We start from the raw sequence: 21,927 nt of genomic DNA, 5'->3' as shown, positions 1-21,927 counted from the left end.
TTTTATTGCTTAATTTGTTATATTTACACAAAAGCAATTCTAAAATCATGTCTAAATCTCTTCTTTTTAAAATTATATTTTTGTTTGTTTTTGCTTCAGCAACTGCTCAAGTACAAAACGAAATAATTCCTCCATACCACATAAAAACCGTTTCTTTTGTTCAAAATAACCAAAATGCAGTACCCATTTTTGAATTAGGAAGCAGTTTTCAGTTTCAATTTGATGATCTTTTTGGGAATGAAGCCAATTATTATTACGAAATTATTCATTGTGATTACAACTGGATTCCTTCAAACATTCCAAAAAACGAATATTTACAAGGATTTGACAATCAAAGAATTCAAAACTACTTGAATTCCTTCAACACCTTACAGATCTATTCACATTACACCTTAAGTCTGCCAAATCAATTTACCGAACAATTACGACTGAGCGGAAACTACATACTTAAAATCCTGAATGACAGCAAAGAAGTAGTCTTTTCCAGAAAATTTATTCTTCATGAAAATGGCGCAACCGTTCCTTTACAAGTAAAAAGAGCCAGAAATATTAGTGTTGTCGAATACATGAACAACTTGGATTTTTCGATAAAATCAACTACTATCAATTTTCAAAATGCTTTGAAAAATATAAAAGTAAGTCTACTTCAAAATGGAGATTTTAATACCGAGATAAAAAACATCAAACCCCAATACACCATTGGAAATGATTTAATTTACAAATACGATACAGAAACTCAATTTTGGGCAGGCAATGAATTTCTTTATTTCGAAAACAGAGACATTCGAGTAGCAAGCAACAACATTGCCCATGTAGATTCAAGCACAGACATTTATAATTGCTTATTACACACCAATAGTGCCAGAAGAAATTCACCTTACACCTTATTTGAAGACATCAATGGTAATTTTGTTGTAAAAAACACAAATGCTACAGATAACGACATTGAAGCCGATTACGCCTGGATTTATTTTAGCCTTTCTGCTCCAACGTATCGATTAGACAAAGGCATTTACATTAGCGGAATGTTTAATAATTATAGCCTATCTCCTGAATATAAAATGGATTACAACGAAAAAAAGGGGATTTATGAAAAAGCCATACTAATTAAGCAAGGTTTTACCAACTTCAAATATGTTATTGCAGACAGCAAAGGAAAGATCGATAATGAAAACGCCATAGACGGAAATTTCTATCAAACTGAAAACGAATACACTGTTTTAGTTTACTACAGAGAAAACACAGGACGCTACGATAGAGTCATTGGAAAAGGAACGGCTAATTCGCTGAACATCATTAATTAAAAAAAGATTTAAAAATCAACAAAAGCAAATGAAAATTTTGTAATTTTGCCCCTATTAAACACAGATTTAATACTTTAATATGGTTTCTCAAATAACAAGAGGCATAAAAATCACGGTTTTGACTAGTTTTGAAGGTACCTACTTCAAAAACTACAAAATCCACTTTGCCTTTAGTTACCATATCACAATTGAAAATCATAGTAAGGATTCGGTACAATTAACTTCTCGTCACTGGGAAATTTTTGATTCTCTAAATAATATCGAAATTGTAGATGGGGAAGGCATCATTGGTAAGAAACCAGTTTTAAAACCTGGAGAAAACCATACCTACAGTTCTGGATGCTTGCTTTCCTCTCCTTATGGAGCTATGAAAGGGCATTTCAATATGATTAATTTTACCAATACTAAGACTTTCAAAGTAATCATCCCTACTTTTAGATTGTGTGCTCCATTTGCGCTGAATTAATACTCATTTTACAATTTTATAACTTATTATAATTTTATTATAAAAGTTTTAAATTCTCCTTTTGTACTTTTGTTAGCATACTGATTATTCAAACTTTGAATACATTTTTCTAACCTTATCTAAATATCTTTAGATAAATAAAAATTATATCATGCTAAAAGGATTTTTTAAAGTACCCAAAGCTATCAACGAGCCCGTAAAAAACTACACTCCTAATTCTCCTGAAAAAGAAGCTGTTTTAGCCGCTTACAAAAAAATGTGGAATACTAAAATAGAGGTACCATTATACATTGGAAAAGAAGAAATTAGAACGGGAAATACTAAAAACATCACGCCACCTCACGATCACAAACACATTGTAGGTAACTACCATCTTGCTGAAAAAACACATATTGAAAGCGCTATTGCAAATGCATTAGAATCGAGACAAGCTTGGGCAAATATGGCTTGGGAACAACGTGCCGCTATTTTCCTGAAAGCTGCCGAGTTAATTGCAGGTCCTTACAGAGCCCGAATTAATGCTGCAACTATGATTGGTCAATCTAAAAATATTCATCAAGCTGAAATTGATGCTTCTTGCGAATTAATTGACTTTTTACGTTTCAACGTCGAATTCATGACGCAAATTTATGCTGACCAACCTACTTCGGACTCCGCTATCTGGAATCGCGTAGAATACCGTCCGCTAGAAGGTTTTGTGTACGCTATTACTCCTTTTAATTTTACTGCTATTGCTGCTAATCTTCCGGCTAGTGCGGCTATGATGGGAAATGTGGTAGTTTGGAAACCAAGTGACAGCCAGGTTTTTTCGGCAAAAATTATTATCGAAATTTTCAAAGAAGCTGGACTTCCTGATGGTGTTATCAACGTCGTTTTTGGAGATGCAGCCATGATTACCGACACTATTTTAGCAAGTCGTGATTTTGCCGGATTGCATTTTACAGGTTCTACTCATGTGTTTAAAGAGCTTTGGAAACAAATTGGAAACAACATTCATCATTACAAAACCTATCCTAGAATTGTAGGCGAAACGGGCGGGAAAGATTTTGTTATGGTACATCCAAGTGCGAATGTAAAACAAGCCGTTACAGGAATTATACGTGGCGCCTTCGAATTTCAAGGTCAAAAATGTTCGGCTGCCTCGAGAGTTTATATTCCACAAAGTTTGTGGTCCCCTATTAAAGAACAACTTACCACTGATATCAAATCGATGAAAATGGGTTCGCCAGAAGATTTCGGCAACTTTATTACTGCAGTTATTCATGAAGGTTCTTTTGACAAATTAGCTTCTTATATTGACCGAGCCAAAAAAGATAGTGATGCTGAAATTATCATTGGAGGAAATTACGATAAATCAATTGGTTATTTTATTGAGCCTACGGTTATTCTGACTACAAATCCAAAATATGTTACAATGGAAACCGAATTATTTGGTCCTGTTTTAACTATTTTTGTTTACGAGGATACCAAATGGCTTGAAACATTAGAATTGATAGACCAAACTTCGGAATATGCACTTACGGGAGCTATTTTTAGCCAAGACCGTTATGCTATTGAAGAAGCGACTGTGAAGCTACAAAATGCATCTGGAAACTTATACATCAACGATAAACCGACGGGAGCAGTTGTAGGACAACAGCCTTTTGGTGGTGCCAGAGCTTCTGGAACGAATGACAAAGCAGGTTCAGCAATGAATTTATTGCGTTGGGCTTCTCCAAGAACAATCAAAGAAGTTTTTGTTTCTCCAGAAGATTACAGATATCCGTTTTTAGGAGAATAGACTAAAGCTGGAAGTGAGAAGTTAGGAGTTGGAAGTACTAAATGATAATCAAAAACCCACCAGGAATTCATGTAATTTGAATTGCTGGTGGGTTTTAATTTTTTAAATCTGAGAAATCTAAAAAGGCAAACTATTAAAAATCATAATTTGAAATTGAGCTCTACTATTGTTAGCTAACATTTGCGACATAATACCCGCCTCTACTTTGAAATTTTGATTAAAACAATAACCAATTCCGCCATAAAGACGATTTCGGTCAAACTGATTCTGCTCCGTATTGATAAAAATTTCATTGTATGCAGAAGCATAAATGGCATTTTTATCCATTGTTTTTTTATTAACTGGAACATTCAAAGAAAGAAAATAACGCAAACGCAATTTGAAATCATCCTTCAGGAATCGCTCTTCTACTCGATAACGGTGCTGAATATGAACTCTACCAAATTGTTGTTTACTAATAAATTGCTGAAATATTCGATGTTCATCGGTTTCTAATTTGTCATCAGTTCCAGCAACATAAGGTTCTGAATGGATGTAAGCGTAACCTAACAATAGGTTATTGTTGTTTTCAGATAAATTGTAACCAATTCCAGTTCTCAACAATAATTGTTCAAGATCTCCAGCGAAATTAAAGTTTCGATATTGCACTTCATTATGCCAATTCCATCGATTATTTATTTTTTGATTGCCAAAATAAAGAAACCAATTTCCAGTGTCTGTTTTTTGCGCATTTACATTGGCTGTCAAAAATAAAACTAACAAAAAGCAGAACGATTGTAATTTGTTTACCATTATAATTTTGAAATTTAAAGTTAAAAAGCTTTATTGCTCACAAATTTTAGACCACAAATTTCAACGGCAAATGCACTACTTTTTTGGTTTCAAAAAACTCATCTTTAAAAAAATCGGCTAAATCATATTGGGTTGCTTTTGGAAAATCGGCTAATTCTTCGGTTAAATCTCCTCCTTTTAGATACAGAATTCCGTTTTTCAACTCATGTTTGTGCTGTTTCTTGATTTTGGTTTTCACCCAAGAAACAAAATCAGGCATATTAGTCACGGCTCGGCTCACGATAAAATCGAAATCGCCTTTTACATTTTCGGCACGAATTTGCTCAGCTTTTACATTTTTCAATCCTAAAGCATCAGCAACGCCTTGCACTACTTTTATTTTTTTAGCAATTACATCAATCAAATAAAAACGGGTTTCGGGAAATAAAATTGCCAATGGAATTCCAGGAAATCCACCGCCAGTTCCTACATCTAAGACATAACTTCCCGGTTCAAATTTCATGATTTTAGCAATTCCTAAAGAATGCAAAACGTGTTTAGTGTATAAGGAATCAATGTCTTTTCTAGAGATAACATTTATTTTTTCGTTCCAATCGTGGTATAAAAAATCCAGTTTTTGAAATTGTTCTTTTTGAATATCGGTTAAATCCGGAAAATAGCTCAATATTTCGTCCATCGTTATATTTTTTTAACAAAAGTACTATTTTTAACTTTGAAATATTTAACTGAATTTTGCTGAGTTAAAATTTATAAATAATTATCTTTGAAAACTATTTTTGAATTATATGAATACTACTGCACCTACATTCGCAAAACAAGATAAACTAAAGTTCTTTAGAACACTTAACTCGCGGGTAAACAATTACTTCAAGGAAAATAACATTTCCAAAGCAGGTAATTGGAAATTACACTTAAAGGCGGTGATACTTTTCACTGTTTTTCTAGTCCCTTATTTCCTGATTCTTACACTAAATATGCCGTTTTGGGCTCACTTACTTTTAACCATCGTTATGGGAATTGGTATGGCTGGATTAGGAATGAATGTGATGCACGATGGCAATCACGGTTCGTTTTCTAATAAAAGATGGGTGAACAAAATTATGGGTGGCACCATTTATATTCTGGCTGGAAATGTGTACAACTGGCAAGTGCAACATAATGTTTTGCATCATACTTACACTAATATTCCGGGACATGATGAAGATTTAGATGCGGGACGAATTATCCGTTTTACTAAAAGTGCTGAATGGCATAGTTTTCATCGTTTTCAACATTATTACTCTGTTTTTCTATATGGATTATTAACTTTCAATTGGGCAATTACAACTGATTTCAAGCAAATGAGAAGTTACCTTAAAAGAAAATTATCGTATGGCGAACCTAAAAGTCCTAAAATATTATGGACTACTTTAATTATCACTAAAATAATTTACATTTCCATTTGGATCGTATTGCCTATTGTAATTGGAATTACTTGGTGGAAAGTATTAATAGGTTTCTTTATCATGCATTATACTGCTGGATTGATTTTAAGCATTGTTTTCCAATTGGCTCACGTGGTGGAAGAAACAGAGAATCCTTCGCCTAATGAATTAGGAGAAATGGAAAACACCTGGGCAATTCACCAATTATTTACTACTACTAATTTTGCTCCAAAAAACTGGTTGGTAAACTGGTACACTGGCGGATTGAACCACCAAATTGAACATCATATTTTTCCAAATATAAGTCACGTTCATTATGGTAAAATTGCAAAAATTGTTCGCGAAACAGCACAAGAATGCAACCTGCCTTACTACGAATACAAAACGATGAGAAGTGCTATAATTGCACATTTCAAGCATTTAAAAGAATTAGGAATGAAACCAGAAATGGCTTAAAATAATGAAGTACTTTAGTGCTTTTCAACAATAATTAATTAAAATAAATAATTAACCGCCCTGTTTTCAAAAAAAATTTAGGGCTATCAACACTTTATTAATGAGTAATCCACTTTCAGACAGAATTAACAATCTTGCTACATCACAAACACTAGCAATGGCAGCTTTGGCTAGAGAATTAAAAGCACAAGGTAAAGACATTATCAGTTTAAGTTTAGGAGAACCTGACTTTAACACGCCTGATTTCATCAAAGAAGCCGCTAAAAAAGCGATTGACGAAAACTACAGCACTTATTCTCCAGTTGATGGATATGCTGAATTGAAAGATGCAATTTGCAGAAAATTTAAAAGAGACAACGATTTAGATTACAAACCATCTCAAATTGTAGTTTCTACAGGAGCTAAACAATCTTTATACAACATTGCACAAGTAATGTTAAACGATGGTGACGAAGTAATCTTACCAGCACCTTACTGGGTTTCTTACTTCGAAATCGTAAAATTATCAGGTGGAGTTCCTGTAGAAGTTCCAACTTCTGTAGAAACTGATTTTAAAATCACACCAGAACAATTAGAAGCAGCTATCACACCAAAAACAAAAATGATGTGGTTTTCTTCTCCTTGTAATCCATCAGGATCGGTGTACAACAGAGAAGAACTTACCGCTTTAGCTAAAGTTTTAGAGAAATATCCAAACGTATATGTAGTTGCTGACGAAATCTACGAGCACATTAATTTCTCAGGAACTTTTTGTAGTATCGCTTCTATCCCAGGAATGTTTGAAAAAACCATTACTGTAAACGGAGTAGCAAAAGCTTTTGCTATGACAGGATACAGAATTGGATATATTGGAGCACCAGAATTCATTGCAAAAGCATGTACTAAAATTCAAGGACAAGTAACATCAGGAGCTAATTCTCCAGCACAACGTGCTACAATTACTGCTTTAGATGCTGATCCATCAGTATTGAACCACATGGTTCAGGCTTTCCATTCTCGTAGAGATTTAGTTGTTGGATTATTGAAAGAAATTCCAGGAGTAAAAATCAACGTTCCAGAAGGTGCATTCTACGTATTCCCAGACGTTTCTTCTTTCTTTGGAAAAACACTAAAAGGAACTGAAATTAAAGATGCGAACGATGTTTCGATGTATCTTTTGGCCGAAGCCAATGTAGCAACCGTAACAGGTGACGCTTTTGGTAACCCTAATTGTATCCGTTTCTCTTATGCAACTAGTGACGAATTGTTGAAAGAAGCATTAAAAAGAATCAAAGACGCTTTGGCGGGATAAGCTAAAGTTAGAAATCAGAAGTTAGAAGTTAGAACACTAACTAAATTTATATAAATTGCCCCAAGGAAACTTGGGGCTTTTTTTGGCACTAATTTTGTGATTATTGGGCAGAAATCAACCAACCCTATAACCAACATTATGAATAAAAAAACTACTTCGAATTTATTAAAAAAAATACCGTTTCTTCTCTTGCTGCTATTTGGAATTAGTTCTCAAATACAGGCGCAACGTACTGTTGAAAAACTCAATCGAGGACTCGTGGCTATGCGTTTAAATGCTGACCAAGTCTACATCAATTGGCGAATGCTAGGAACCGAACCTACTAATGTAAGCTACAATTTGTATTGCAATGACAAAAAAGTAGCCGGAAGCCCATTTACTACAACTACTAATTTTACACATGAAACAACTACCGATGGTAACTATTGCATTCGAGCCATTATTAATGGTGTCGAAGAAACCACTTCAGAAACGGTTACTGTTTGGGAAAATCAATATTTAGATATTCCTATGCAAATTCCCGCTGGCGGGACTACTCCAGATGGACGTGCCTACAGTTACAGTGTAGGCGATTCCAGCGTGGGCGATGTAGATGGAGACGGACAATATGAAATCTTTGTAAAATGGGACCCTTCTAATGCTCATGATAATTCTCACAAAGGCTATACCGGAAATGTATTTATTGATTGTTATCGCTTAGATGGAACTTTGCTTTGGAGAATTGACTTAGGGAAAAACATTCGTGCTGGAGCGCATTACACCCAATTTATGGTGTATGATTTAGATTCTGATGGTAAAGCCGAAATTGCCTGCAAAACTGCCGATGGAACTGTCGATGGAACAGGCGTAGTAATTGGATCAGATAGTGCCGATTATAGAAATGCGAATGGTTTTATTTTATCAGGCCCGGAATTCTTAACTGTTTTTAATGGATTAACAGGAAAAGCAATGGCTACTACTGATTACCTTCCTGCACGTGGTGGAGATGGTATGGGCTGGGGAGACAATCACGGAAATCGTGTGGATCGTTTTATTGCTGCTATTGCTTATCTGGATGGAAAAAATCCAAGCTTGATAATGGGACGCGGTTATTACACCAGACTTGTTCGTGTGGCTTGGGATTGGAGAAATAACACCCTTTCTAAACGATGGATTTTTGATAGTGACGATGCCGAAAACAGAGATGCTCGCGGACAAGGCAATCACCAAATGACTGTTGGTGATGTCGATGGAGATGGAAAAGATGAAGTATGCAATGGTAGTAATGCCATTGACGACGAAGGGACAAAATTATATTCTAATGGTTTAGGGCACGGCGATTCCTTACACATGACCGATATGGATCCCGATCGTCCCGGACAGGAAGTATGGCAATGTCATGAAAGTCCCAGAAGTTACAAAAATTACGGACTCGAATTTAGAGATGCTAAAACAGGTGAACCATTATGGGGCGTTAACGGAGAAGGAATTGATGTAGGTCGCGGACTTGCTTCCGACATTGATCCTCGCTATAAAGGTTACGAATTATGGGGATCAGTAGGTAATTTATATGATTGTAAAGGAAACCAAATTGGAACTGCTAAACCTTCGATGAATTTTGCCATTTGGTGGGATGGCGATTTGAGCAGAGAATTACTAAATTCAAATAAAATTGACAAATGGGATTTTACCAATGCCAAAAGTATCAATTTGCTGACTGCCACAGACTATAAGTCTAATAATGGGACGAAAGCAACACCTTGTTTAAGTGCGGATCTTTTTGGCGATTGGCGTGAAGAGGTTATCTTCCGAAAAGCAGATAATACTTCAATTCGAATTTACACCACCAATATTCCAACTACACATAAATTATATACTTTAATGCACGATACGCAATACAGAGTAGCAATAGCCTGGCAAAACTCATCTTACAATCAGCCACCTCATCCCAGTTTCTATTTAGGAACTGACATGAAACCACAAACAAAACCCAATGTAGTTACAACTAAATAATTTTCGAATAAAACCATAAAAGTCTCAAGGAAACTTGGGGCTTTTTCTAATAAAAACAGTTGTTCCCATGAAATTCCACCTATAATTATTTACTCTTGATGAGTCTCACAACGAATTATTTCATTGTATTCCAATGCCAATTTCGTCATCAAAAACTCGATATTAGTTTTGTTTTTCGATTCTAAAACACTGGTGTTTTTCTCATCTTCCACACAATAGTATTGAAAACCTCTGATGTATTCTTTGGGGATATTTAGCTTTTTTGTATAAAACTCTTCTTCAAAAAGGAACTCTATTTGATTCAATATACTAGATTTCTTTTCGATTTTAATCATATGTTTGATAGCCTTAGTTCGACCATTTATAGCATTTAGAATAGGATCAACTTCTAAACCTCCTCCTAAAAGTGTTAATAAATGTATTGGTTTAAAATCACCTGCTGTATACAACTTTCTTTCCATCTGCGTGAGATGTTTTACTTTTTTAGAAACAATTCCCATTGAAACGGCATTTATTTCGGGATGTTTATTGACAATTACTTCATCAAGCGGATTGATTTTATCCAACATTTCTATGGTTAGAAATGATGATTTCAAATCTTCATCTTCAATAAGTTTACGATGAATTTCTAAATTTAAAGAAGAGAAAACCAATAAATCTTCGGCTTTTGCCAGTATATAAAATTCGCCTTTACTGTCACTTACCGTAGCTATTTCGTTTACTAAATTAACAACGGTCACTCCTTCAACATTTCCTGAAGCAGCTACTATTTTTCCATAAATTACTTTTCCATCTGGAGTTTGTCCAAAACCAACTTGAGATAAAGAGAACATCAGCAATGATACAAATCCTTTCATGTATAAAATAAATTATTTCTTACTCATAAAAGTATTGCAAAAGCTATATCACTCAGTGTTAAAAACTTGGTAAATTTTTATTAAAAGAAAAATACATCACGCACAATTATCATAACCATTGGGCATCGGTCGATACACATAATACTGCAAGACTTCTTCAATGGCAAAAACCAGCGCTTGATTGATGGGCAGAATTAGGTTTCCTAATTTAAAATCGATCTGAGAAAGATTCATGTAATAATCGGTAAAAACAGGAATGACTAGTCCGTTATTGATGGCTATTGTGGTCTTTTCAAAAGCTTCTTTTTGGTTGTCTTTGATGATTTTGCAAGTCGCCATTCGGTATTGTCCGTATTTGTCTTTATTGGCTCCAAAACCAAACAATCTGCAAATTAAACCTCGGTAAGGGTAATCACTACAATTGCCTTTGTTTTTATCTACTAACGAAAGTGGATTGTAAATATAACAGCTGCTTTTACTGCTGGTTTTTAAAGCGAATAGTACATTTTCAGCTTCTCCATTTAAGAAAAGATGAAACGCCCAGGGTAAAAATTCGAGTGGAGAAGCATCTATTTCAGGATTAGTGCAACACTTTCCGCAGCCTGCCACACAACCTAGGGTGGAACGTTCTTGAAAAAGAACAATTTCTATATCTAATTTAGCAAACAAAGCTTCCACAAGAATGACACGATGAGCTATAGACATGGATTTTTACACAAGGTAAGCTTTATAAGCTCGAATACGGATAGAATACAAAAAAAGTCAAATAACTAACCAAATATAAATTAGTATCTTTGAAAAAAGACTCTTTTTACAAAGAAAAAAACAAAAGCAATCGGATTATTTTTTGAAAAAGTCCACAAAAACATCCCACCAAAATGAAAGTAACCACATTATTTAAAGAATTTTTTGACAGTGAAAAATCAAGCGGAATTGCCTTAATAGCCTGTACTTTAGCATCATTATTCCTAGCCAATTCAACCTTTGGAGACAGTTACCAACATTTATTTCAAATTAAATTAGGCTCGCACAGCATTGGTCATTGGATTAACGATGGTTTAATGACTATTTTCTTCTTACTCATTGGTTTAGAATTAGAAAGAGAAATCTACCAGGGCGAACTTTCTAATATAAAAAACGCCATGTTACCCATTTTTGCCGCAGTTGGTGGAATTGTATTTCCTGCTGGACTCTATCTACTATTTAATTATGGAACTCTTACACAATCTGGAGCTGGAATTCCCATGGCAACCGACATAGCATTTGCCTTAGGTATTTTATCGCTTTTGGGTAACCGTGTACCCATTATGCTCAAAATATTTCTAACCGCATTGGCCGTAATCGATGATTTAGGTGCTATTATAATCATTGCTATTTTCTATACAAAAACCCTAATTTTAACCAACTTATTTATTGCTTTAGGAATTTTCGCCTTGCTTTTAGTCTTCAACCGATTGAAGGTAAGAAACCTCATTCCCTACCTTATTGGCGGTGTGATTATGTGGTATTTTATGCTTAATTCTGGCATTCATGCTACCATTACAGGAGTTTTGCTAGCCTTTGCTATTCCGTTTGGCAATGGAGATAAAAATTCTACTTCGTATATCTTACAGCATTTTTTACACAAACCAGTGGCATTTATCATATTACCCCTTTTTGCATTGGCCAATACCGCCATCGTTTTTAGCGGAAACATTCAAGAAACATTAGCCGAAAATTACAGTATTGGAATCCTAATGGGACTTATAGTTGGTAAACCTTTGGGTATTTTTATACTGTCCTTTGCAGCAGTTGCTTTGGGCTTTTGCAAATTACCACCGGGTCTTACCTGGAAATCTATTTTCGGGGTCGGTCTTTTGGCAGGAATAGGTTTCACCATGTCTATTTTCATTACTTTACTTGCCTTTGAGGACGAAATCATCATCAACAATGCCAAATTGGTTATTTTAATTTCTTCACTAATAGCCGGAGGATTAGGTTTCTTGGTACTAAAACAGACGCTGAAAGCAGACCTTCTAAAATCATAAATTACAAAATAGCCAAACGCTTTTTAGTAAGCAAAAGGTTTTACCAAACCGCAGCCTATCAATCGCTTCTTGTACAGAAGCGATTTTTTTTTTTTTGCAGCAATACAAAAAGTACAAAAAATATGGGTTTTAACGAATTAAGTTAGGTTTTATACCTAACTCATAAGGTTGTTTTAACCAAGTAATTTAGCTTTTATAACCAACTAAGTTCTATTTTACAACCAACTTATTTTGTTATTTTAACTAACTAAGTCATGTATTATAACCAACTTACTTGGTTGTTTTAACCAACTAACTTAGGTTTTATACCCTTTTTTGTAATAACAAACAGCCATTAACGTAGCACAAAGCATTCTTTCATAGCAAACAAAAAGCACAAGATGATGGCTAAGAAAAACAAAAAAGAATAGCAACAGCCTGCCGGTCTATCTACAAGCAAAATGAACCAGAGATAAGTTAAGATGTAAGAATTATTTATATATTTGAGAAAATAATTTAAACATAATGCCGAATACAAACCAATAGACGCAATAGGGTTGCGGATGTTTAGGGGTTGTGGGCAAATAAACCCCGAAATAATGAGTAAAATTTTGACACCAGAAGAAATTGAATTCCAAAGAGAAACATATAAAATTGGTTTAGAAACATTTACACTTTACCTAAAACAAAACACATTTGATGATTCAATTGGAGAACTTATAAAAAAACTACAAAATGAATTAAATGAAGAAATTGAAAATTACATTGAAATTCAATATGATTCGAAAAATGCTGGTCAAGTATATTCATTAGACATTGAATATTTAGAAGATAGATTGCTCGCACTGACAGAAATGAATATTGTTTATGTTCATAAAGATTTTGAAATTAACCTAAAAAAACTAATAAAAGCGTCTTACAATGTTAATACTAAAGAGTTTTATAAATGGGAAAACGTTATTAACTTTTTGAAATCAAAAAACATAAAATATGCTGAATTAACTGGATATAAAGAAATAAATGAATTACGAATTGTAAATAATAGCATAAAACATTCAACTTCATTGATAGATGAGAAAGTCAAAAAAATTACTGAATTTAAAGAATTGAAATATATGAGTCATAATGAGCTAATTTGGTTTTTCAAAAGAGTTAAAGACTTTCCTTATAAATTCATCTCGGAATTATCTTCAGAAATATACAAAGACCTTTATCAATTTGACGAAAACAGATTGGATAAAATTGCAGAATTGTATGCATTAAGAATGGATAAAAAAAATGCAGAAAGATTTAAAGAATTATTAAAACTGAAATACTAGTTAAATTATTTACAAAAAACAGCTAGGAATTCGTTAGGTACGCAACACAAACAATAAAACCCTATCTCTTCCTGAAATAACTTTACCATTTGATACTTAACACTAAATAGATTTACAACTCCTTTTGCTGAAATAGTTTTTGACAAAAAACAAGTTTCACTTTAAGGCAACCTTTTCATGTGTTCCCAGGCTGGTAGTCGTTGCCATAAATAGTTTAAAATTTGAAGCGACAAAACTCCAAATTTTAAACTATTTTTGTTTTCGAAATATTGAGGCTTTCTAGCACTAATTATCAATTTGTCACAGATTTAAAGTATTGTACAAATTAATCTTTATAATCCATGTAATCAGTGGCTAAACAACTATAACCTTCATGGTTTTAAAAAATATAAAATGGCAAAAATCCTTCTTCTCGGCTCCGGCGAACTCGGTAAAGAATTTGTAATCGCGGCACAACGCATCGGGCAAACCGTAATTGCGGTGGACAGTTATCAAAATGCTCCTGCTATGCAAGTCGCTCATGCTTTTGAAGTGATTAATATGCTTGACGGCAATGCTCTAGATACAATTGTTGCCAAACACAATCCGGATTTTATCGTTCCTGAAATAGAAGCCATTAGAACCGAACGTTTTTACGATTACGAAAAACAAGGCATTACTGTAGTACCATCGGCTAAGGCTGCCAACTTTACGATGAATCGCAAAGCCATTCGGGATTTGGCTGCCAAAGAATTAGGATTAAAAACGGCCAATTACCGATATGCCACAACCACAGAGGAATTGCGAAAAGGCGTTCTCGAAGTTGGAATTCCTTGTGTGGTAAAACCCTTAATGTCTTCGTCTGGAAAGGGACAATCGACCATAAAAGGCGACACTTCGGCAGAGCTTAGTGCAAGTATTGAAAAAGCCTGGGAATATGCGGTGGCTGGTTCGCGTGGCGATGTGGTGGAAGTAATTGTGGAAGCTTTTGTGAAATTCAATTCGGAGATTACCTTATTGACTGTAACACAAAACAACAATCGTACTTTGTTTTGTGCGCCAATTGGACATAGACAAGAGCGTGGGGATTATCAGGAAAGCTGGCAACCTGCTAAAATTTCAGACAAGGATTTATACGAAGCCCAAGACATGGCCGAAAAAGTAACCGAAGCCTTAGGTGGCGCAGGACTTTTTGGTGTGGAATTTTTTATCGCCGATGATGGCGTTTATTTCTCTGAATTATCCCCTCGCCCGCATGATACCGGAATGGTAACTTTAGCAGGAACACAAAATTTTAATGAATTCGAATTGCATCTTAGAGCGATTTTGAGTTTGCCTATTTTCGAAATTACCTTAGAAAAAACAGGCGCCAGTGCAGTGATTTTAGCTTCGGAAGACAGTTCGAATCCAACCTATACCGGAATAGAAAAAGTCGCTGCATTACCCAAAACTGATTTCAGAATCTTTGGCAAACCCTCTTCAAGACCCTACCGACGCATGGGCGTGGCTTTGGTAAACGACACACTAGAAACGCCAATTGAAGACGTGGTAGAAAAGGCAATAAAAGCGGCGAGTTTAGTAACTGTGAAGTAATTGGAGGGAATTTGTGCAATTTGCGGTTAAAAAAACCATTTCACAAAAGAATAGTTCCTAGTGTTTTTTTAATAATCGAAAATTCGTTGGTGTTATAGCGGTATGTTTTTTAAACAAACGGGTAAAATACGAATAGTCGTCATACCCCAACTCGATGGCAATTTCGTTTACGGTCCAGTTTTTGTCGAGTAACATGCGTTTGGCTTCTAAAAGAACACGATCCACAATCACTTCGGTGGTTGTTTTTTTTAGGATTTCATTACAAATTCGGTTTAGGTGTTTCAAACTAACATTCAATGCCGATGCATAGAACGCCGCCGATTTTTCTTCTTTGAATTTTTGTTCTAAAAGTTGCTCCAGACTTTTGATTTTCACATTATACGAATGAGCTTCATGAATGTAAATTTCGCTATACTTTCGAGCGAGTTCAATGTGAATTATATCCAATAGATTCATTATTTTATCTCGCTTGAATACTTTATTGGTTTGCATTTCGGCAATCAAATTTTCGAAATAAGGTAAAATGGATTTTATTTCTTCTTTTTCCAATACAATTTCGGGGCTATTTTGTACCGAAAAATAAAACGGATAATCTTCAATAGTCTTATTTCCAAAATACAAATTGTACATTTCGGCTGTATAAAAAGCAATAAAACCTTCAATATCTTCGGATAAAATCCAATGATGCATTTGCCCGGGTTGCAAGACAAAAACACTTCCCGGACGAATATCAAAACGATCAAAATCAACTTCATGAATTCCTGAACCATTGGTAAAAAAAACCAACAAATAAAAATTATGGCGATGGGGTTTTTCTATAAAACTATGATTTATCAAATGATTTTTAAACGTATTAATATACAAATCACTCGTTACCGAATTGCAATTGAATTGTTCTATGCTATAAATGGGATATTTTTTCATCCTAAAAATGTCTTTTTTGTCCTATATTAAGCGAATATAGAAAATAGCTAGCAGATGGATAATAAATACCTTTGAAAAAAATAGAAATCATGTCTAATACACTTATCCATATTCTAAAAAATGATTGTCCACATTGTCATCAAGGGAAAATTTTTAAAGAAAACAGCATTTTTTTTAAATTCAGTTTTCCCAAAATGAATGAATATTGTCTGCATTGTCATTATAAATTTCAAAAAGAACCCGGTTATTTTTTTGGTGCTATGTATGTCAATTATGGATTAACAGTGGCGCAAGGAATCATGACTTATGTGATAGCTAGTTTCTTTTTTAAGGAAACATTTGACTTAAGAATTATCCCCATCATTATGGTTGTTATCATAGTAATGTCACCATTAAACATCCGATTATCAAGGTTATTATGGATTTATATGTTTAAAAATTATTCGAAATAACAAAAAAACAAATACATCAAAATTGCTATATTGCAGAGTCAATTTTTAAAAAAGAACAATGGCTCTGATTCTAAACAATATAGAAAAACACGTTCAACTTACTGTCGAAGAAAAGGAACTTTTTCTAAGTAAAACTGAAATTCATCAGTACAAAGCCAAAACCATTTTGCTCAATTCAGGACAAATTTGCAAACACTCTTATTTTGTAAACTCGGGTATTTTAAGAAGTTTCAATATCAATGATAATATTGTAGAACACGTTTTGAGTTTTGCCTGCGAAGGCTGGTGGATGGGCGACATGTACAGCTTGATTTCGCAAAAACCAGGTAATCTTTTTATTGAAGTTTTAGAAGATGCTGAGCTGGTGTTACTTTCTAAAGAAAATCAGGAACAACTATACACTGAAATACCTAAATTAGAACGCTTTTTTAGAATACTAACCCAAAATTCATTGGTGGCTAACCAAGAACGGTTAATGGATAATTTAAGTCTATCTGCCGAAGAACGATTTGATAAGTTCAACAAAAGATATGCTAATTTGGTTCACAAAATCCCTCAAAAACAAATTGCTTCTTATATAGGTGTAACACCAGAATTTTTTAGTAAAATGAAAGCTAAATTATTGAAGCGTAATTAGTTATTAGTCCTTAGTTATTTTATTAGTTATTAGTTATTAGTTATTAGTCCTTAGTCCTTAGTTATTAGCCCAAGTACCATAGTGCATATCACTAATCATAACTCACTCATCACTCATTACTTATCACTATTTACTAAGGACTATTCACAAATCGCTCATTACTAAGGACTACGTACTAAGGACTAAGGACTATAAAACTTCTTAATCTAGGTTAAGTGCAAAACGCTTGTGATGGTTGTACATTTGTAATGTAATAATCAATACACGAAAATAACATGGCAACTACAGTTTTACATAAAGCAGATACAAGAGGACATGCCGATCACGGATGGTTAAATGCCTACCACAGTTTTAGTTTCGCAAGTTGGTATAATCCAGATAGAGTACAATTTGGTACACTTCGCGTTTTGAATGACGATACTATTGCTCCAGGAATGGGTTTTGGAACACATCCTCACGACAATATGGAAATCATTACTATTCCACTTGAAGGTGATTTAGCACACAAAGACAGCATGGGAAATGCCGCCACTATAAAAACAGGTGATGTTCAGGTAATGAGTGCCGGAACAGGAATTCAACACAGTGAATTCAACCCAAATGCAGATCAAAGAACTAAATTATTCCAAATTTGGTTGTTTCCAAAAACTAGAAATGTAACTCCGCGTTACCAACAAATCACGTTAGACACAGCAGAACAAAAAAATAATTTTGCTCAAATATTATCTCCAAATGCAGATGATGCTGGAGTGTGGATTCACCAAGATGCTTGGTTTCATTTGGCTGACTTTGACAAAAATTTTTCTAAAACCTATGAAATTAAAAAAGATGGAAACGGAATGTATGTTTTTGTAATTTCAGGAACTATTACTGTTGATGGTCAAGAATTAGAAACTCGAGATGGATTAGGAATTACTGATTTTAAAGCATTAGACATCAAAGCTACAGCTGACGCTAAATTTTTATTAATGGAAATCCCTATGATTCATTAAAAAAAACCAAATAAAACCAGCAATCTAATTTTTAATAATATCCATGAAAATGACTAAAAAAATTATCACTTTTGGAGCTTCATCAAGCACAAATTCTATTAATAAACAATTTGCAGTTTATACAGCTTCACAATTTGAAAATGCCATAACCGAAATTTTAGATTTAAATGATTACGAAATGCCAATTTTTTCTTTAGACAAAGAGTTAAAAAACGGCATTCCTGAATTAGCTCAAAGTTTTTATAATAAACTGGGAACTGCCGATTTAATTGTTATTTCGCTTGCCGAACATAATGGAGCTTATTCTACAGCTTTCAAGAATATTTTTGACTGGACTTCTAGAATCAATTCTAAATTTTTTCAGGAAAAACAAACCCTAATTCTATCCACTTCTCCTGGACCTAGAGGAGGTCTTACCGTTTTAGAGATTGCAAAAAATCGTTTTCCTTTTCAAGGTGCAGTGATTAAAGGAAGTTTTTCATTGCCAAGCTTCAATGACAATTTCAATAGCAGTGAAGGAATTACAAATGAAAAACTAAAAAGCGATTTGCTTGAAATTATACAGTCAATCGAACTTTAACAATAATTCAAACCCTTTTTTGAAGGCGTCGCATTTTGTGACGCTTTTTCTTTTAAAGCATCGAAAAAACAAGAGAATCGCATTCGAAATATACAAACTGAAAATATAAAACCAAATTTTGCATAATTTTAAGAAGACAATATATATTTTTGATGAAGTATAAAAAATAATTTTATGAAACTACTCATTGTTGAAGACGAACCCAACCTTCTATCCATTATACGAAAAGGACTTTCGGAAAAAAACAATGATGTAAGTGTTGCTCTTGACGGGACAACAGCATTAGAAATGATTATAAATTACAATTTTGATGTTGTTATTTTAGACATCATGCTCCCTGATATTAACGGAATCGAAATTTGTAGACGATTAAGAGCAGCTAAAAACTATGTCCCTATTTTACTCTTAACTGCTTTAGGAACAACCGAAAACATTGTTACAGGATTGAATTCTGGTGCCGATGATTATTTGGTAAAACCCTTTAAATTTTCGGAATTAGAAGCTAGAATAGCAGCGCTTTCCCGAAGATCTAACCAAGAACACAAACCGAATGACTTGATTCAAATTGAGGATTTAGAAATTGACAGCAACGCAAAATCAGTAAAAAGAAACGGAGAACTCATACAATTGACTGCCAAAGAATTTAAATTATTGCATTATTTGGCTCGCAATGCCAAAACTATTTTATCCAGAGAAAAAATTCTAGATAATGTATGGGATATCAATTTTGATATGAATACTAATGTAGTTGATGTGTACATCAATTATTTAAGAAACAAAATAGACAAACCTTATCAGGTTAAACTAATCCATACTATTAAAGGCTTGGGCTACATTATAAAATCATAATTTATGCAAATTAGAAAAAAAATAACCATCACTTATATTGCGCTTTCGTGTTTTAGCACTTCGCTGCTGTGCATTGTTATTTTTTCTCTGTTCAAACAAAACAACGAATATTATTTTATAAAAAGACTTCAAGACAGAGCTAAGATTGCCTCTTCAGCCTATTCTCAAAACACACCAGAGAAGAAAAATTATTTTAAAGAATTTAAAAAAGACGGACTAGAAGAACTCATCGAAGAAAAAGAATATGTATTAAAAGTAAAAGGAAAAAACACTTTTGAATACAATACTGATTTGAACCTTCCTCCCGAATTTTACAATGATATAATGACAAAGGGATCCAGCTGGTTTGAAGAGAATTACCGCTATTATTATGGTCAAATTTTTAATACTGGAGGGCAAAAACACATTGTAATTGTAACGGCTAAAGATCGTCGTGGCAATACCAGTGCCATTTACATTCTACAAATTTTGCTCTTTGGAGGAATTGGTTTTTTTATTCTAGCCTACTTCTTTGGTCATTTTTTTGCTCGAAGAGTAATCAATCCTATTGCACGGATTACAAAGGAAGTCCACCGGATTAGTGCTTCTAATCTTCACAATCGACTAGCCGATACCAATGGGAAAGATGAGATTTCAGACCTTACCAAAACCTTCAATGACATGCTGGATCGATTAGAAACCTCTTTCGAAATCCAGGCCAACTTTATCAATAATGCTTCGCATGAACTAAAAACGCCAATTACTACTATTATTGCCGAAACCGAAATCATGCTTTTAAAAGACAGAGAAAAAGATGAATACATTCATTCGATGGAAAACATCAATAAACAGGCATCAAAACTGGGAAATCTTACCGAAAGTCTTTTAAAATTAACCCAAACCGGTTATGATGGAACGAAACAAGTGTTAGATATTGCTCGAATTGATGAAATCCTTTTAGAAGTTAAAGCATCGATAGATACACTACTTCCTAATAATCGCGTTAATATTAAATTAAAATCAATTCCTGAAGATGAATCACTATTAAACCTTCCTTGCAACCGACCACTGTTAGAATTAGCATTGAATAATATTATTTCAAACGGCGTGAAATATTCTGATAACGACGAAGTATTTGTGACCATTACCGCTGATAAGTCCAAAATTAAAATTGCAATTACAGATATTGGAATTGGAATTCCTCCTGAAGACATTCCATATTTGTACGAACCCTTCTTTAGAGGGAAAATTGCTTCTAAATATAATGGGTATGGGTTAGGACTACCTTTGGCCATGAAAATCATCCGAATGCACAACGGGGAACTTCAAATTCAATCAGAAACAGGAAAGGGAACTGTAGTCAATATCACTTTCGAAAAAAATCAACATTAGAGATTTTAATCCTAATTCTTAGGGAATTTTAATATTAATCAAAGAAAAACCTAATGTTCAAGCCCTTATTTTGTATGTATACTTAAATAATACATATGAAAAATCTATTAATACCTTCCAATTTAGAATCGGATACAATTAACGCCATCAAAATGGCAATCCAACATTCTAACGGTCAAAACTGCACTATATACCTGGCTTTAGTTAGCGAAATACCAGACACCGATTCTTCAGCAACATTTTTAAGAAGTATGAAAAGCGAAATGACTGTCTCGCAAAAAAATGTACTGGATCAATGTAGAGAATTAATTACTATTTCTCAAAATTGTACCTTAAAAATACATCATCAATATGGGATTTCGGCACCTTTAATGAAGAACCTAATAGAACATCTGGATATTGAATTAACCATCCTTACCCCTTCTATTAGAAATACTCAAAAAAAAATTCACAATCAATTTGTACAAATATTGAGCAACACTAAATGTGCCATTTTACACCTAAGTGCAAATTTTAAAGAGCAAGTATTAACTAAAGCAATGTATTTAGAACAAACCATGTCTAGGCTTCAAGTGGAAGATTTAGAAGATTTGATTCCTACACATTTCAAATTTAAAATTGTAAGCCAAGCTAAAATTTTTAACGATCAAGATCCTGAAGAGTTTCAGTATTTATTAGCCGAAGCCATCACAAAAAACAACATTAATCTTTTAATCGAAACTAGAAAACCTAAAAAGATTAAAATCAAAAAACAAAACCCAAGCACATCTCAAAGTCTTGGCTTACCAATTTTGTCGCTGTACGAAGAAATTGCATAATCATCTAAAACAATTATTGAAAACATAAAAAATCCAAATGAAATG

General features: G+C 33.8%; 21 protein-coding genes. 16 read left to right on the top strand and 5 right to left on the bottom strand.

The genetic code is table 11. The features are described 5' to 3' along the window. The first annotated feature begins 47 nt into the window (after positions 1–47). From AAGV28_RS06130 to pruA, 3 genes are all read left to right on the top strand, one after another. Positions 48–1,304: a type IX secretion system plug protein gene (locus tag AAGV28_RS06130; protein WP_373405944.1), complete on the top strand. Its 1,257-nt coding sequence runs from the start codon at positions 48–50 to the stop codon at positions 1,302–1,304. A gap of 79 nt (positions 1,305–1,383) precedes the next feature. After that, positions 1,384–1,770 carry a Co2+/Mg2+ efflux protein ApaG gene (apaG, locus tag AAGV28_RS06125; protein WP_373392399.1) on the top strand — a complete coding sequence of 129 codons (387 nt, stop codon included), beginning with the start codon at positions 1,384–1,386 and terminating at the stop codon, positions 1,768–1,770. 151 nt (positions 1,771–1,921) lie between these two features. After that, positions 1,922–3,550, top strand: a complete 1,629-nt coding sequence (pruA, locus tag AAGV28_RS06120) for an L-glutamate gamma-semialdehyde dehydrogenase (protein WP_373405943.1) — start codon at positions 1,922–1,924, stop codon at positions 3,548–3,550. A 117-nt stretch (positions 3,551–3,667) separates the two neighbouring features. Here pruA and AAGV28_RS06115 read toward each other — a convergent pair whose 3' ends face one another. Both AAGV28_RS06115 and rsmG read right to left on the bottom strand, forming a co-directional pair. Beyond that, positions 3,668–4,342 (bottom strand): DUF2490 domain-containing protein, encoded by a 675-nt coding sequence (locus tag AAGV28_RS06115; protein ID WP_373405942.1) that lies wholly within the window; start codon positions 4,340–4,342, stop codon positions 3,668–3,670. A 46-nt stretch (positions 4,343–4,388) separates the two neighbouring features. Next, positions 4,389–5,018, bottom strand: coding sequence for a 16S rRNA (guanine(527)-N(7))-methyltransferase RsmG (rsmG, locus tag AAGV28_RS06110; protein ID WP_373405941.1), 630 nt, complete (start codon positions 5,016–5,018; stop codon positions 4,389–4,391). 109 nt (positions 5,019–5,127) lie between these two features. On the opposite strand from rsmG, the gene AAGV28_RS06105 reads away from it, so the two are divergent. The 3 genes from AAGV28_RS06105 (at position 5,128) to AAGV28_RS06095 (ending at position 9,505) form a co-directional block, all read left to right on the top strand. Continuing rightward, entirely contained in the window at positions 5,128–6,222 is a 1,095-nt protein-coding gene (locus tag AAGV28_RS06105) for a fatty acid desaturase family protein (RefSeq protein ID WP_373405940.1), read from the top strand. 100 nt (positions 6,223–6,322) lie between these two features. Further along, complete coding sequence (locus tag AAGV28_RS06100) at positions 6,323–7,513, top strand: pyridoxal phosphate-dependent aminotransferase (RefSeq protein ID WP_373405939.1); 1,191 nt, start codon at positions 6,323–6,325, stop codon at positions 7,511–7,513. Positions 7,514–7,651: 138 nt separating this feature from the next. Further along, positions 7,652–9,505, top strand: a complete 1,854-nt coding sequence (locus AAGV28_RS06095) for a rhamnogalacturonan lyase (RefSeq protein WP_373405938.1) — start codon at positions 7,652–7,654, stop codon at positions 9,503–9,505. Between the two features lie 89 nt (positions 9,506–9,594). Here the strand turns inward: AAGV28_RS06095 and AAGV28_RS06090 are convergent, their stop codons facing one another. Then, positions 9,595–10,362 carry a peptidase associated/transthyretin-like domain-containing protein gene (locus AAGV28_RS06090; RefSeq protein WP_373405937.1) on the bottom strand — a complete coding sequence of 256 codons (768 nt, stop codon included), beginning with the start codon at positions 10,360–10,362 and terminating at the stop codon, positions 9,595–9,597. A gap of 96 nt (positions 10,363–10,458) precedes the next feature. Next, positions 10,459–11,067 (bottom strand): YkgJ family cysteine cluster protein, encoded by a 609-nt coding sequence (locus tag AAGV28_RS06085; RefSeq protein ID WP_373405936.1) that lies wholly within the window; start codon positions 11,065–11,067, stop codon positions 10,459–10,461. A gap of 173 nt (positions 11,068–11,240) precedes the next feature. Here AAGV28_RS06085 and nhaA point away from each other — a divergent pair, with 173 nt between their 5' ends. The 3 genes from nhaA to purT all read left to right on the top strand — a co-directional run bounded on the left by nhaA (position 11,241) and on the right by purT (position 15,259). Continuing rightward, positions 11,241–12,389, top strand: coding sequence for a Na+/H+ antiporter NhaA (nhaA, locus tag AAGV28_RS06080; RefSeq protein WP_373405935.1), 1,149 nt, complete (start codon positions 11,241–11,243; stop codon positions 12,387–12,389). Positions 12,390–12,967: 578 nt separating this feature from the next. Continuing rightward, positions 12,968–13,687, top strand: a complete 720-nt coding sequence (locus AAGV28_RS06075; protein ID WP_373405934.1) for a hypothetical protein — start codon at positions 12,968–12,970, stop codon at positions 13,685–13,687. A 393-nt stretch (positions 13,688–14,080) separates the two neighbouring features. Next, a complete protein-coding gene (gene purT, locus AAGV28_RS06070; RefSeq protein WP_373405933.1) occupies positions 14,081–15,259 on the top strand; it encodes a formate-dependent phosphoribosylglycinamide formyltransferase in 1,179 nt (392 codons plus the stop codon). 57 nt (positions 15,260–15,316) lie between these two features. On the opposite strand, the gene AAGV28_RS06065 is transcribed toward purT, so the two are convergent. Further along, a complete protein-coding gene (locus AAGV28_RS06065; RefSeq protein WP_373405932.1) occupies positions 15,317–16,183 on the bottom strand; it encodes a helix-turn-helix domain-containing protein in 867 nt (288 codons plus the stop codon). An 89-nt stretch (positions 16,184–16,272) separates the two neighbouring features. Here AAGV28_RS06065 and AAGV28_RS06060 point away from each other — a divergent pair, with 89 nt between their 5' ends. The 7 genes from AAGV28_RS06060 to AAGV28_RS06030 all read left to right on the top strand — a co-directional run bounded on the left by AAGV28_RS06060 (position 16,273) and on the right by AAGV28_RS06030 (position 21,882). Next, positions 16,273–16,635 carry a DUF983 domain-containing protein gene (locus AAGV28_RS06060; RefSeq protein ID WP_373405931.1) on the top strand — a complete coding sequence of 121 codons (363 nt, stop codon included), beginning with the start codon at positions 16,273–16,275 and terminating at the stop codon, positions 16,633–16,635. A gap of 58 nt (positions 16,636–16,693) precedes the next feature. Then, on the top strand, positions 16,694–17,272 hold the full coding sequence (locus tag AAGV28_RS06055; protein ID WP_373405930.1) for a Crp/Fnr family transcriptional regulator: 579 nt from the start codon (positions 16,694–16,696) through the stop codon (positions 17,270–17,272). A 275-nt stretch (positions 17,273–17,547) separates the two neighbouring features. Beyond that, a complete protein-coding gene (locus AAGV28_RS06050) occupies positions 17,548–18,264 on the top strand; it encodes a pirin family protein (protein ID WP_373405929.1) in 717 nt (238 codons plus the stop codon). 49 nt (positions 18,265–18,313) lie between these two features. After that, the gene (locus AAGV28_RS06045; RefSeq protein WP_373405928.1) at positions 18,314–18,844 is read left to right on the top strand and encodes an NADPH-dependent FMN reductase; all 531 of its coding nucleotides are present in this window, start codon (positions 18,314–18,316) and stop codon (positions 18,842–18,844) included. A gap of 174 nt (positions 18,845–19,018) precedes the next feature. Then, positions 19,019–19,693: a response regulator transcription factor gene (locus tag AAGV28_RS06040; RefSeq protein ID WP_373405927.1), complete on the top strand. Its 675-nt coding sequence runs from the start codon at positions 19,019–19,021 to the stop codon at positions 19,691–19,693. 3 nt (positions 19,694–19,696) lie between these two features. Then, positions 19,697–21,064, top strand: coding sequence for a sensor histidine kinase (locus AAGV28_RS06035; protein WP_373405926.1), 1,368 nt, complete (start codon positions 19,697–19,699; stop codon positions 21,062–21,064). Positions 21,065–21,159: 95 nt separating this feature from the next. After that, positions 21,160–21,882, top strand: a complete 723-nt coding sequence (locus AAGV28_RS06030; protein ID WP_373405925.1) for a hypothetical protein — start codon at positions 21,160–21,162, stop codon at positions 21,880–21,882. Positions 21,883–21,927 lie beyond the last annotated feature (45 nt).

The organism is Flavobacterium zubiriense, assembly GCF_041729725.1.
Taxonomy (GTDB): Bacteria; Bacteroidota; Bacteroidia; order Flavobacteriales; family Flavobacteriaceae; genus Flavobacterium; species Flavobacterium zubiriense.
The sequence above is the reverse complement of the archived record's forward strand: the minus strand, read 5'-3'. Positions and strand labels throughout refer to the sequence as shown.

What these genes read in the sequence shown, in the direction of transcription:
- AAGV28_RS06130 (WP_373405944.1), top strand. Translation starts at nt 48, where the DNA reads ATGTCTAAATCTCTTCTTTTTAAAATTATATTTTTGTTTGTTTTTGCT.
- apaG (WP_373392399.1), top strand. Translation starts at nt 1,384, where the DNA reads ATGGTTTCTCAAATAACAAGAGGCATAAAAATCACGGTTTTGACTAGT.
- pruA (WP_373405943.1), top strand. Translation starts at nt 1,922, where the DNA reads ATGCTAAAAGGATTTTTTAAAGTACCCAAAGCTATCAACGAGCCCGTA.
- AAGV28_RS06115 (WP_373405942.1), bottom strand. Translation starts at nt 4,342, where the DNA reads ATGGTAAACAAATTACAATCGTTCTGCTTTTTGTTAGTTTTATTTTTG.
- rsmG (WP_373405941.1), bottom strand. Translation starts at nt 5,018, where the DNA reads ATGGACGAAATATTGAGCTATTTTCCGGATTTAACCGATATTCAAAAA.
- AAGV28_RS06105 (WP_373405940.1), top strand. Translation starts at nt 5,128, where the DNA reads ATGAATACTACTGCACCTACATTCGCAAAACAAGATAAACTAAAGTTC.
- AAGV28_RS06100 (WP_373405939.1), top strand. Translation starts at nt 6,323, where the DNA reads ATGAGTAATCCACTTTCAGACAGAATTAACAATCTTGCTACATCACAA.
- AAGV28_RS06095 (WP_373405938.1), top strand. Translation starts at nt 7,652, where the DNA reads ATGAATAAAAAAACTACTTCGAATTTATTAAAAAAAATACCGTTTCTT.
- AAGV28_RS06090 (WP_373405937.1), bottom strand. Translation starts at nt 10,362, where the DNA reads ATGAAAGGATTTGTATCATTGCTGATGTTCTCTTTATCTCAAGTTGGT.
- AAGV28_RS06085 (WP_373405936.1), bottom strand. Translation starts at nt 11,067, where the DNA reads ATGTCTATAGCTCATCGTGTCATTCTTGTGGAAGCTTTGTTTGCTAAA.
- nhaA (WP_373405935.1), top strand. Translation starts at nt 11,241, where the DNA reads ATGAAAGTAACCACATTATTTAAAGAATTTTTTGACAGTGAAAAATCA.
- AAGV28_RS06075 (WP_373405934.1), top strand. Translation starts at nt 12,968, where the DNA reads ATGAGTAAAATTTTGACACCAGAAGAAATTGAATTCCAAAGAGAAACA.
- purT (WP_373405933.1), top strand. Translation starts at nt 14,081, where the DNA reads ATGGCAAAAATCCTTCTTCTCGGCTCCGGCGAACTCGGTAAAGAATTT.
- AAGV28_RS06065 (WP_373405932.1), bottom strand. Translation starts at nt 16,183, where the DNA reads ATGAAAAAATATCCCATTTATAGCATAGAACAATTCAATTGCAATTCG.
- AAGV28_RS06060 (WP_373405931.1), top strand. Translation starts at nt 16,273, where the DNA reads ATGTCTAATACACTTATCCATATTCTAAAAAATGATTGTCCACATTGT.
- AAGV28_RS06055 (WP_373405930.1), top strand. Translation starts at nt 16,694, where the DNA reads ATGGCTCTGATTCTAAACAATATAGAAAAACACGTTCAACTTACTGTC.
- AAGV28_RS06050 (WP_373405929.1), top strand. Translation starts at nt 17,548, where the DNA reads ATGGCAACTACAGTTTTACATAAAGCAGATACAAGAGGACATGCCGAT.
- AAGV28_RS06045 (WP_373405928.1), top strand. Translation starts at nt 18,314, where the DNA reads ATGACTAAAAAAATTATCACTTTTGGAGCTTCATCAAGCACAAATTCT.
- AAGV28_RS06040 (WP_373405927.1), top strand. Translation starts at nt 19,019, where the DNA reads ATGAAACTACTCATTGTTGAAGACGAACCCAACCTTCTATCCATTATA.
- AAGV28_RS06035 (WP_373405926.1), top strand. Translation starts at nt 19,697, where the DNA reads ATGCAAATTAGAAAAAAAATAACCATCACTTATATTGCGCTTTCGTGT.
- AAGV28_RS06030 (WP_373405925.1), top strand. Translation starts at nt 21,160, where the DNA reads ATGAAAAATCTATTAATACCTTCCAATTTAGAATCGGATACAATTAAC.